Raw genomic sequence first — 11,189 nt, 5'->3', positions numbered from 1 at the left:
CCGCCCAGGAGCCCGCCGCGACCCCCTCGCGGGGCTCGCGGCGGCCCTCGCGGCGGCCCTCGGGGCCGCCGCCGAAGGTGGTCGTGCCGGTGCTGCTCGTGGCGTTGCTCAGCCTCGCCATCGGGGTGTGGGCGCTCGTCGCCGGCCAGGGCGGATGATCTTTACGTTCGCAATCATTTTATTTGCGTACGCAACTAAATCGAGGGTGCAAACGGGTGGCGCAAACACATGGCGACAGACGAACAGGGCCCCGGCCGCTCGGCGGCCGGGGCCCTGCTTCAGTTCAGTTCGTGTCGCGGATCCGGCGACTCACACACCCGAACCCGAGGGAACGGAGTCGGTCGCCTCCGTCCACAGGTCCTGCTCGGCGCGATCCGCCTGGATCTGCCGGTACACGAGGAGCCCGCCGATGGCGGCCAGTGCGACCAGGAGCAGCTTCTTCACCGCGCGACCTCGTCTTTCCTTGACGTAGGGGAGCCTCTGGTGGCCGATGATACACACCGGCCGATACCGATCGGTGACCTGTGCCCGCTCCCCCTCCGGGGCCGCCCCGGCCCGCGCCCGGCGGCCGAGACCGCCGACGGCGTCGCGCCCGTGATGAACCACCAAAAGCGATCGGCCCGGACGGATAATTCCGTCCGGGCCGATCGCACTGTGGGGCTAACAGGACTTGAACCTGTGGCCTCTTCCTTATCAGGGAAGCGCTCTAACCGTCTGAGCTATAGCCCCGCGCCTTGCGACACCGAAAGATTAGCGCACTTGGGGCCCAGTCCCAAAATCGTCCGGGCCCCGTGCCCCCGGAGACGTTATTCGTCCTCGGCGAGCGTCAGCTCAACACCGCCCACGAAACCGGCGGCGAGGTTGTAGACAAAGGCGGCGAGCGTGGCCAGGGCCGTCGCCAGCACGACGTCGACCACCGCGATGACGGTGGTGAAGAGCAGCACGTGCGGCAGCGACAGGAACGACTCCAGGTCGAAGCCGCCGCCCTCGCCGGAGGCGGTGGCGTCGCTGACCGTGCCACCGACGGCCTGGAAGACGCCCATCGCGTCCATGACCGACCACAGGACGGCCGCGGCCACGATCGTGCAGACGCCCAGGGCGACCGACAGCAGGAAGCTGACCTTCATCACCGACCACGGGTCGGCCTTCGCCACCCGCAGCCTCGCCTTGCGCGTACGCGGGCCCGTGGCGGCCGTACGGGCCGCGGGACGCTGCGCGGGGTCCGGGTCCTGGCCGGCGGCGCGCTCGGCCGGCTGGGCGGGCCTGGGCACCTTGACGGCCTTCCCGTCCTTGCCCGCCTTCACGGCCGGGGCGGTCCGGGCGGCCTGGGCGGTCGCCTTCCCGTCCTTGGCGCCCTTGCCGTCCTCGGCCTTGGCCTTGGCGGCGCCACCGGAGGCCTTGGCGGCCTTGGCGGCGGAACCGGACCCGGAATCGGATCCGGAATCGGAATCGGAATCGGAGCGATCGGCCGGAGGCTCGTACGCCTTCGGCGGGTGATACGGCTGTGGACCTCGGGTCTCCGTCATGGTCTTCCCCCTGCCTGCGGTCCTGGTGCCACCGGCCCGGGAGCCCGCGCCGTCCTTGTCGGCCGTGCCGTCCGCGGTCGAGCCACGGGCCTCCGTGTCGGAGGGGACGGGTGGGGCGGCTTCCTGCCGCTCGGCGCCCGCACCGCTCTTGGCGGTGCCCGTGGCTCGACTCACGTATTACTCCTCGGTGTGCTCGGCCGTGGGCACGGCGTCCCCGGCAGCCTCGGACCCGCCCTCGGCCGCGTCGGTCACCTCGTCGACACCCTCAGCCTCGCGACCGGCCTCGGCGTTCCGGGCGATGCCCACGACGGCATCGCGCTTGCCCAGGTTGATCAGTTGGACGCCCATGGTGTCACGGCCCGTCTCCCGGACTTCGGCGACCCGGGTGCGGATCACACCGCCGCCCAGAGTGATGGCCAGAATCTCGTCGCCCTCCTCGACCACCAGGGCGCCGACCAGGGATCCGCGGTCCTCGACGATCTTGGCGGCCTTGATGCCGAGGCCACCGCGACCCTGGACGCGGTACTCGTCGACGTTGGTGCGCTTCGCGTACCCGCCGTCGGTGGCGGTGAAGACGAACGTACCGGGACGGACCACATTCATCGAGAGGAGCTCGTCACCCTCACGGAAGCTCATGCCCTTGACACCGGAGGTGGCACGGCCCATGGGCCGGAGGGCGTCATCCGAAGCGGTGAAGCGGATGGACTGCGCCTTCTTGCTGATCAGCAGCAGGTCGTCCGCGGCGGAGACCAGCTCGGCGCCGATCAGCTCGTCCTCGACGCCACCGTCCGTCTCGCGGAGGTTGATGGCGATGACACCGCCGGAGCGCGGCGAGTCGTAGTCCTTGAGCGGGGTCTTCTTCACCAGGCCCGACTTGGTGGCCAGCACCAGGTAGGGCGCCACGTCGTAGTCGCGGACGGCGAGGATCTGGGCGATCTTCTCGTCCGGCTGGAAGGCCAGCAGGTTGGCCACGTGCTGACCGCGCGCGTCCCGGCCGGCGTCCGGCAGCTCATAGGCCTTGGCCCGGTAGACCCGGCCCTTGTTGGTGAAGAAGAGCAGCCAGTGGTGGGTGGTGGAGACGAAGAAGTGGTCGACGATGTCGTCCTCCCGCAGCTTCGTACCGCGCACGCCCTTGCCACCGCGCTTCTGCGAGCGGTAGTCCTCGGTCTTGGTGCGCTTCACATAGCCGCTGCGGGTGATCGTGACGACGATGTCCTCCTCGGCGATCAGGTCCTCGATGGACATGTCGCCTTCGAAGGGCACCAGCTGGCTGCGCCGGTCCTCGCCGAACTTCTCGACGATCGCCGTCAGTTCCTCGCTGATGATGCCGCGCTGCCGCTCGGGCGAGGCCAGGATGGCGTTGTACTCGTTGATCTTCGCCTGGAGCTCGTCGTGCTCGGCGGTGATCTTCTGGCGCTCCAGGGCGGCCAGCCGGCGCAGCTGCATCTCGAGGATGGCGTTCGCCTGGACCTCGTCGATCTGCAGCAGGCCCATCAGGCCCGTGCGGGCGACGTCGACGGTGTCGCTGCGCCGGATGAGCGCGATGACCTCGTCGATGGCGTCCAGGGCCTTCAGCAGACCGCGCAGGATGTGGGCGCGCTCCTCCGCCTTGCGCAGACGGAAGCGGGTGCGCCGGACGATGACCTCGATCTGGTGCGTCACCCAGTTGCGGATGAACGCGTCCAGGGAGAGGGTGCGCGGCACACCGTCGACCAGCGCCAGCATGTTCGCGCCGAAGTTGGTCTGGAGATCGGTGTGCTTGTAGAGGTTGTTGAGGACGACCTTGGCGACCGCGTCCCGCTTGAGGACGATCACCAGGCGCTGGCCCGTGCGCGAGGAGGTCTCGTCACGGACGTCGGCGATGCCGCCGATCTTCCCGTCCTTGACCAGGTCGGCGATCTTCTGCGCGAGGTTGTCCGGGTTGACCTGGTAGGGCAGCTCGGTGACCACCAGGCACTGGCGGTTCTGGATCTCCTCGACCTCGACGATGGCGCGCATCGTGATCGAGCCGCGGCCGGTGCGGTAGGCCTCCTCGATGCCCTTGCGGCCCACCACGAGGGCGCCGGTCGGGAAGTCGGGGCCCTTGATCCGCTCGACGAGCGCGTCGAGGAGCTCCTCGGAGGAGGCCTCGGGGTTGGCCAGGAACCACTGGGCTCCCTCGGCCACCTCGCGCAGGTTGTGCGGCGGGATGTTGGTGGCCATACCGACGGCGATACCGGCGGAACCGTTCACCAGCAGGTTGGGGATGCGCGACGGCAGGACCGTCGGCTCCTGGTTGCGGCCGTCGTAGTTGTCCTGGAAGTCGACGGTCTCCTCGTCGATGTCCCGGACCATCTCCATCGACAGCGGCGCCATCTTGCACTCGGTGTAGCGCATGGCGGCGGCCGGGTCGTTGCCCGGGGAGCCGAAGTTGCCGTTGGAGTCGACGAGCGGCATCCGCATGGCCCAGGGCTGGGCGAGGCGGACGAGCGCGTCGTAGATGGAGGCGTCGCCGTGCGGGTGGTACGTACCCATGACGTCACCGACGACACGGGCGCACTTGTAGAAGCCCTTCTCGGGCCGGTAGCCGCCGTCGTACATCGCGTAGAGCACACGGCGGTGCACCGGCTTGAGGCCGTCGCGGACGTCGGGGAGCGCACGCGAGACGATGACGCTCATCGCGTAGTCGAGGTAGGAGCGCTGCATCTCCGTCTCGAGCCCGACGGGCTCGACGCGCATGCCCACGCCCTCCAGGGGCGCCGGGGCGCCCTCGGGCGTCACTTCGGGGACGGGAGCGGTGGGAGTCTCAGGGGTCTCGTCGGCCATTGCTGTTCAAAGTCCTTTCGCGCTGCGGCTGTTTCGGGTGGCCGACAGACTCAGATGTCGAGGAAGCGGACGTCCTTGGCGTTGCGCTGGATGAAGGAGCGCCGTGCCTCGACGTCCTCGCCCATGAGCACCGAGAACAGGTCGTCCGCCTGCGCGGCGTCGTCCAGCGTGACCTGGCCGAGCACACGGTGGTCGACGTCCATGGTGGTGACGCGCAGCTCCTCGGCGTTCATCTCGCCGAGACCCTTGAAGCGCTGGACCGAGTCGTCCTTGATCCGCTTGCCGTTCTCCCGGCCCAGCTGGATCAGGGCGTCGCGCTCACGGTCGGAGTACGCGTACTCGAAGTCGTCCCGGCTCCACTTGATCTTGTAGAGCGGGGGGCGGGAGAGGTAGACGTGCCCGGCCTCGACCAGCGGCCGCATAAAGCGGAAGAGGAAGGTGAGCAGCAGGGTGTTGATGTGCTGGCCGTCGACGTCGGCGTCCGCCATCAGGATGATCTTGTGATAGCGGAGCTTCGAGATGTCGAAGTCCTCGTGCACACCGGTGCCGAAGGCGGAGATCAGCGCCTGGATCTCGGTGTTCTGCAGGATCTTGTCGATCCGCGCCTTCTCGACGTTGAGGATCTTGCCTCGGATCGGGAGGATCGCCTGGTACTGCGGGTTGCGGCCGGACTTGGCCGAGCCGCCGGCGGAGTCACCCTCGACGATGAAGATCTCGCACTTGGCCGGCTCGTTCGACTGGCAGTCGGAGAGCTTGCCCGGCAGCGACGCGGTCTCCAGCAGGCCCTTGCGGCGGGTCAGGTCGCGCGCCTTGCGGGCCGCCACGCGCGCGGTGGCCGCCTGGATGGACTTGCGGATGATGTCCGCGGCCTCGTTGGGGTTGCGGTCCAGCCAGTCCGTGAGCTGCTCGTGGACGACCTTCTGCACGAAGGTCTTGGCCTCGGTGTTGCCCAGCTTGGTCTTGGTCTGGCCCTCGAACTGCGGCTCGCCGAGCTTGACGGAGATGATCGCCGTCAGGCCCTCGCGGATGTCGTCGCCCGTGAGGTTGTCGTCCTTCTCGCGGAGCAGCTTCTTGTCGCGCGCGTAGCGGTTGATCAGACCGGTGAGCGCCGCGCGGAAGCCCTCCTCGTGGGTACCGCCCTCATGGGTGTGGATGGTGTTGGCGAAGCTGTAGACACCCTCGCTGTACTGGGTGTTCCACTGCATCGCGACCTCGAGGGAGAGCATCCGCTCCTTGTCCTCGGCGTCGAAGTCGATCACCGTGGGGTGGATGACCTCGCCCTTGCGCGAGTTGAGGTAGCGGACGAAGTCGGAGATGCCGCCCTCGTAGTGGTAGCGGACGGTGAGGGGCTTGCCCTCCTCGTCCACGTGGGCCGGGCGCTCGTCGGTCAGCGAGATGGTCAGGCCCTTGTTGAGGAACGCCATCTCCTGGAAGCGCCGCGAGAGCGTCTCGAAGGAGTACTCGGTGGTCTCGAAGATGTCGCCGTCGGCCCAGAAGGTGACGGAGGTGCCGGTCTCGTCCGTCGCCTCGTTCTTCTGCAGCGGGGCGGTCGGGACGCCGAGCTTGTAGTCCTGGGTCCACCGGAAGCCGTCGGTCCGCACCTCGACCGCGACGCGCGTCGACAGCGCGTTCACAACCGAGACGCCGACGCCGTGCAGACCACCGGAGACCGCGTAGCCGCCGCCGCCGAACTTGCCGCCCGCGTGGAGCACGGTCAGCACGACCTCGACGGCGGGCTTGCCCTCGGAGGGCACGATGCCGACCGGGATGCCACGGCCGTTGTCGATGACGCGGACGCCGCCGTCGGACAGGATCGTCACGTCGATGGTGTCCGCGTGGCCGGCCAGGGCCTCGTCGACGGAGTTGTCGACGACCTCGTAGACGAGGTGGTGGAGACCGCGCTCGCCGGTGGAACCGATGTACATGCCGGGCCGCTTGCGGACCGCGTCCAGGCCCTCCAGCACGGTGATCGCACTGGCGTCGTACGACGTCTCACCGCCAGGGGCGCCGGACCCGGCGCCCACAGCCTCGGAGGGGGTGGTGTTCTCGTTGGGGTTGCCGGAATCGGCCACGAAGCGCCCTTTCTGGCACAGCACAGGCCATCTCCCGCGCCGCGGCGGGGACCCCCGGGGGCAGGCAGCAGGAGTGGCTGTGTCGTTCAGTGTTGGTCGACGACTCCCGCGATCCGGCGGGATTACTACCAGTGTACCGGTGGCGCTGACATGAATGGGGGTTTGCCGGTGCCTGAGTCCTCTTGTGGCGCCCTGAACCGGCATCAGCCGACTCCCCATATGCGGCCCCGGCCTCCAAGAGGCTCACAGGGGCACTCAGCGCTTCGGGCTGTCAACCGCCCGCTACCGTGCGCGGAGTGTCCACCGGCCCCGGGCGTCACTCTGCGCATCGCCCGTCGCCGGCCCGGCTTCCACACGGCCGTCACCGGGCCCGAGGACCTGGGACAACCTTTGACCAACCATGACCCGAAGATCATCCGTAGGTGTCGCCGGGACCGGTGCTCCCGGGGGCGCGCAGCGGCCCGTACCGGCGCCCGGGGCCGCCCGGCCCCAGCACCTTGATCGACTTCACCGTGCCCTGGCCCAGGTCGTCGTTGAGCCGGGCCACCAACGTGGGCGCGAGCATCCGCAGCTGGGTCGCCCAGGCCGTCGAGTCGCACTGCACCGTGAGCACCCGCGCGTCCTCGTCGTACTTCTGCGGCTCGCAGTGCAGCGCCAGCTGGTCCCCCACGATCTGCGGCCAGCGGCCCATCACCCCGCCGACCGCCGCGGGCGCCTCCCAGCCCCGCTCGGTGATCAGCCGGTTGATCGCGGCGCCCAGGGGCAGCGGGTCGCGCCCGTCGGCGCGCGCCCCGGAGCGCAAGCCCCCGCCACGGCGGGCCTGCTTCTTCTGCTGCGCCGCCGCGCCCCGCGCCCGGGCCTGCTCCTTGGCGGCCCGCAGCGCCACGCGCGCCAGGTCCACACCGGAGGGCTCCGGGGGCTTCCCCCGGTCCCCCGCGCCGTGGTCCCGGTGGCCGGCCGGCGTGCTCATACGCGTTCGACCCCGCCCCGCTCGACCGCGAATCGGGCACCGGTGAGGACGCCGGGCACATCGTCGTCCACGGCGGCCGTCACCAGGACCTGCTCGCCCGGAGCGACCAGCTCCGCCAGCCGTTCCCGCCGTCTGGCGTCCAGCTCGGCGAAGACGTCGTCGAGCACCAGCACCGGCTCGTCGCCCTCCGAGCGCAGCAGCTCGTACGAGGCCAGCCGCAGCGCCAGCGCGTACGACCAGGACTCGCCGTGGCTCGCGTACCCCTTGGCGGGCAGCTCGCCCAGGCGCAGCAGCAGCTCGTCGCGGTGCGGGCCGACGAGCGTCACGCCACGCTCGATCTCCTGCTTGCGGGCCTCGGCGAGGGCGGCGAGCAGCGCCTCGTAGAGCTCCTCGCGGGTGTGGGCGCCCTCGATGCCGGCCGGGCCGCGGTAGTCGAAGGAGACGGGGCCGCCGCCGGGCGCCAGCTGCTCGTAGGCCTTGTCGGCCAGCGGGCGCAGGGTGGCGATCAGGTCGAGCCGCCGGGCGAGCAGCTCCGCGCCGGCGTTGGCCAGGTGCTGGTCCCAGATGTCGAGGGTGGAGAGGTCCATCTGGCGGCCGCCGTGGCGGCGGGCCATCGCGGCGGACTTCAGGAGGGTGTTGCGCTGCTTGAGGACGCGCTCGTAGTCGGAGCGCACGCCCGCCATGCGGGGGGAGCGCGCGGTGATCAGCTCGTCGAGGAACCGGCGGCGCTCGCCGGGGTCGCCCTTGACCAGCGCCAGGTCCTCGGGGGCGAACAGCACGGTGCGCACGATGCCCAGCACGTCGCGCGGTCTGACCTGGGAGGAACGATTGATCCGGGCCCGGTTGGCGCGGCCCGGGTTGAGCTCCAGCTCGATGAGCTGCTGCCGCTCGCCCTGGACGACGGCGGCGCGGACGATCGCCCGGTCGGCGCCCATCCGCACCAGCGGCGCGTCGGAGGAGACCCGGTGGCTGCCGAGGGTGGCCAGATAGCCGACGGCCTCGACGAGATTGGTCTTGCCCTGGCCGTTGGGGCCCACGAAGGCCGTGACGCCCGGGTCGAGCGGGACCTCGGCCCGGGCGTACGAGCGGAAGTCGGCCAGCGACAGATGCGAAACGTGCATGGTTGCGTGCCGACCTCCCCCGGCTGCTGGGTGTTGCTGTTGTTCTACTTCTTGGTCTCGACCGCGTGGCCACCGAACTGGTTGCGCAGCGCGGCGATCATCTTCATCTGCGGGGAGTCCTCCTGGCGCGAGGCGAAGCGCGCGAAGAGCGAGGCCGTGATCGCGGGCAGCGGCACGGCGTTGTCGATGGCGGCCTCGACCGTCCAGCGGCCCTCGCCGGAGTCGGCCGCGTAGCCGCGCAGCTTGTCGAGGTGCTCGTCCTCGTCGAGGGCGTTGACGGCCAGGTCCAGCAGCCAGGAGCGGATGACCGTGCCCTCCTGCCAGCTGCGGAAGACCTCGCGCACATCGGTGACGGAGTCGACCTTCTCCAGGAGCTCCCAGCCCTCGGCGTAGGCCTGCATCATCGCGTACTCGATGCCGTTGTGGACCATCTTGGCGAAGTGGCCGGCGCCGACCTTGCCCGCGTGGACCGAGCCGAAGTCACCCTCGGGCTTGAGCGCGTCGAAGATCGGCTGGACCGTCGCGACGTTCTCGGCGGAGCCGCCGTACATCAGCGCGTAGCCGTTCTCCAGGCCCCAGACGCCACCGGAGACACCGCAGTCGACGAAGCCGATGCCCTTGGCCGCCAGCTCCTCGGCGTGCTTCTCGTCGTCGGTCCAGCGGGAGTTGCCGCCGTCGACGACGATGTCGCCGGGGGAGAGCAGCTCGGCCAGCTCGTCGATCGTGGACTGGGTCGCGGCACCGGCCGGGACCATGACCCACACGACGCGCGGGCCCTGGAGGGAATCCACAAGCTCCTTCAGGCTGTGGACATCCGCCAGGTCGGGGTTGCGGTCGTATCCGATGACGGTGTGGCCTGCGCGGCGGATGCGCTCGCGCATGTTGCCGCCCATCTTGCCGAGACCGACGAGACCGAGCTCCATCAGTGATCCTTAGTGCCGTAGTCGTGCGGGGCGTACCTGGAGTACGTGCTTCGAGCCTACGCCTGGGGATGGACGCACACCTGTGGGGTCGTGGCGCTCAAACGGGTCGGGTTCGCGCCCCGCAGGGGCGCGGGGAACTGAGCGCCCAGCCACAACGGGCCCGCAGCCGGAATGTCCGGCTGCGGGCCACTCGCCACCGGCCTCAGCCGGACAGGCGAACCGGCATGATCAGGTACTTGTAGGCCTCGTCCGCCTCGGCGTCCATGGCCGGCTTGCCGCTGAGCAGGGCCGGCTTGGTGGACGTGGTGAAGGACAGCTGGGCGACCGGCGAGTCGATCGCGGAGAGGCCCTCCAGCAGGAAGCCGGGGTTGAAGGCGATCGAGATGTCGTCGCCGTCGAGCTGGGCGTCGACCCTTTCCACAGCCTGTGCGTCGTCGCTGGAACCGGCCTCCAGGATGAGCACGCCCTGCTCGAAGCTCAGCCGCACCGGGGTGTTCCGCTCCGCGACCAGGGCCACACGCTTGACGGCCTCGACGAACGGCGCGGTCTCGATCACGGCGACGGAGTTGAACTCGGTCGGGAAGAGCGTGCGGTACTTCGGCAGGTCGCCCTCGAGCAGCCGCGTGGTCGTGCGGCGGCCGGCGCCCTCGAAGCCGATCAGGCCCTCACCGGCGCCGGAGCCGCTGAGCGCGATCGAGACCGTGTCGCCGCCGCTGAGGGACTTGGCGGTGTCCAGCAGGGTCTTGGCGGGCACCAGGGCGACCGCGGAGATGTCCGGGGTCTCCGGCTTCCACATGAACTCGCGGACCGCGAAGCGGTAGCGGTCGGTGGAGGCCAGGGTGACCGTGTCGCCCTCGATCTCGATGCGCACACCCGTGAGCACCGGCAGCGTGTCGTCGCGGCCGGCGGCGATGGCGACCTGGGCGGCGGCGGAGGCGAAGACCTCGGCCGGGACGGTGCCCGTGGCGGTCGGCATCTGCGGCAGCGCCGGGTATTCCTCCACAGGCAGGGTGTGGAGTGTGAATCGCGAGGAGCCGCAGACCACGGTCACGCGCACACCGTCGGTGGAGATCTCCACAGGCCTGTTGGGAAGTGCGCGGCAGATGTCGGCGAGCAGCCGGCCGGAGACGAGGACGGTGCCGTCCTCCTCCACATCCGCCTCGACCGAGACACGGGCCGAGACCTCGTAGTCGAAACCGGAGAGGCTCAGCGAGCCGTCCTCCGCCTTCAGCAGCAGGCCCGCGAGGACCGGTACCGGCGGACGGGCCGGGAGGCTGCGTGCCGCCCAGGCCACTGCCTCCGCGAGTACATCGCGCTCCACCCGGATCTTCACCGGAACCGCCTCCTGCTTGTTGCTGGCTCGCCCTGCTGGCTTCTTCCTCGGCGACTGGCGCCGGAGAACAGTCTGACGCACGCCGCTGACAGTCGGCGCTGCTGGCGGTCAAATCGAGATCCGGGGCGTGGCGCGGCGCGAGGCCGGGTCATCCACAGCACCCACTTCGAAACGAGTTCTCCGCTTGAACTCTGTGGTCGTAGTAGTAGGGCCTGTGGAAACCGTGGAAAACTTCCTTTGCCCAGGTCAGGGCCGATTTTTTGTCCACCGGGCCTGTGGGTGGGGGGCGTGGATAACCGGGGTGGTCTGTGGACCGCGAAAAGTTCTGCACACCCGGTGCACAGGCGAGGTGCACTTCTCCCCAGGGCTGTCCCCAGCTTTACCCGCGTTGCCCACAGGCCAACCCGGCATCCTGGTGTGACGCCTTTCACTCGGTGCG

General features: G+C 69.8%; 8 protein-coding genes and 1 tRNA gene. All 9 read right to left on the bottom strand.

From position 1 onward, the window contains the following. Positions 1 to 309 precede the first annotated feature (309 nt). Entirely contained in the window at positions 310 to 444 is a 135-nt protein-coding gene (locus K6I33_RS08350) for a DLW-39 family protein (RefSeq protein WP_208809277.1), read from the bottom strand. A gap of 211 nt (positions 445 to 655) precedes the next feature. Continuing rightward, positions 656 to 729, bottom strand: a tRNA-Ile gene (locus tag K6I33_RS08345). Positions 730 to 806: 77 nt separating this feature from the next. Then, a complete protein-coding gene (locus tag K6I33_RS08340) occupies positions 807 to 1,526 on the bottom strand; it encodes a DUF3566 domain-containing protein (protein ID WP_238491358.1) in 720 nt (239 codons plus the stop codon). A gap of 177 nt (positions 1,527 to 1,703) precedes the next feature. Then, a complete protein-coding gene (gene gyrA, locus K6I33_RS08335) occupies positions 1,704 to 4,331 on the bottom strand; it encodes a DNA gyrase subunit A (RefSeq protein ID WP_275126654.1) in 2,628 nt (875 codons plus the stop codon). Between the two features lie 50 nt (positions 4,332 to 4,381). Beyond that, positions 4,382 to 6,427, bottom strand: a complete 2,046-nt coding sequence (gyrB, locus tag K6I33_RS08330) for a DNA topoisomerase (ATP-hydrolyzing) subunit B (RefSeq protein WP_308297087.1) — start codon at positions 6,425 to 6,427, stop codon at positions 4,382 to 4,384. Between the two features lie 388 nt (positions 6,428 to 6,815). Then, a complete protein-coding gene (locus K6I33_RS08325; RefSeq protein ID WP_229349376.1) occupies positions 6,816 to 7,373 on the bottom strand; it encodes a DUF721 domain-containing protein in 558 nt (185 codons plus the stop codon). Further along, entirely contained in the window at positions 7,370 to 8,494 is a 1,125-nt protein-coding gene (gene recF, locus K6I33_RS08320; RefSeq protein WP_229349374.1) for a DNA replication/repair protein RecF, read from the bottom strand. The genes K6I33_RS08325 and recF overlap by 4 nt, the downstream gene beginning before the upstream one ends. Before the next feature lie 44 nt (positions 8,495 to 8,538). Further along, positions 8,539 to 9,417 (bottom strand): phosphogluconate dehydrogenase (NAD(+)-dependent, decarboxylating), encoded by an 879-nt coding sequence (gene gnd / locus K6I33_RS08315; RefSeq protein ID WP_229349372.1) that lies wholly within the window; start codon positions 9,415 to 9,417, stop codon positions 8,539 to 8,541. Positions 9,418 to 9,619: 202 nt separating this feature from the next. After that, positions 9,620 to 10,750, bottom strand: a complete 1,131-nt coding sequence (gene dnaN, locus K6I33_RS08310) for a DNA polymerase III subunit beta (RefSeq protein WP_189455543.1) — start codon at positions 10,748 to 10,750, stop codon at positions 9,620 to 9,622. Positions 10,751 to 11,189 lie beyond the last annotated feature (439 nt).

This window comes from Streptomyces sp. UNOB3_S3, assembly GCF_020740895.1.
Lineage (GTDB): Bacteria > Actinomycetota > Actinomycetes > Streptomycetales > Streptomycetaceae > Streptomyces.
Note: the sequence above shows the minus strand (reverse complement) of the source record. Positions and strands in the feature narration are given on the sequence as shown.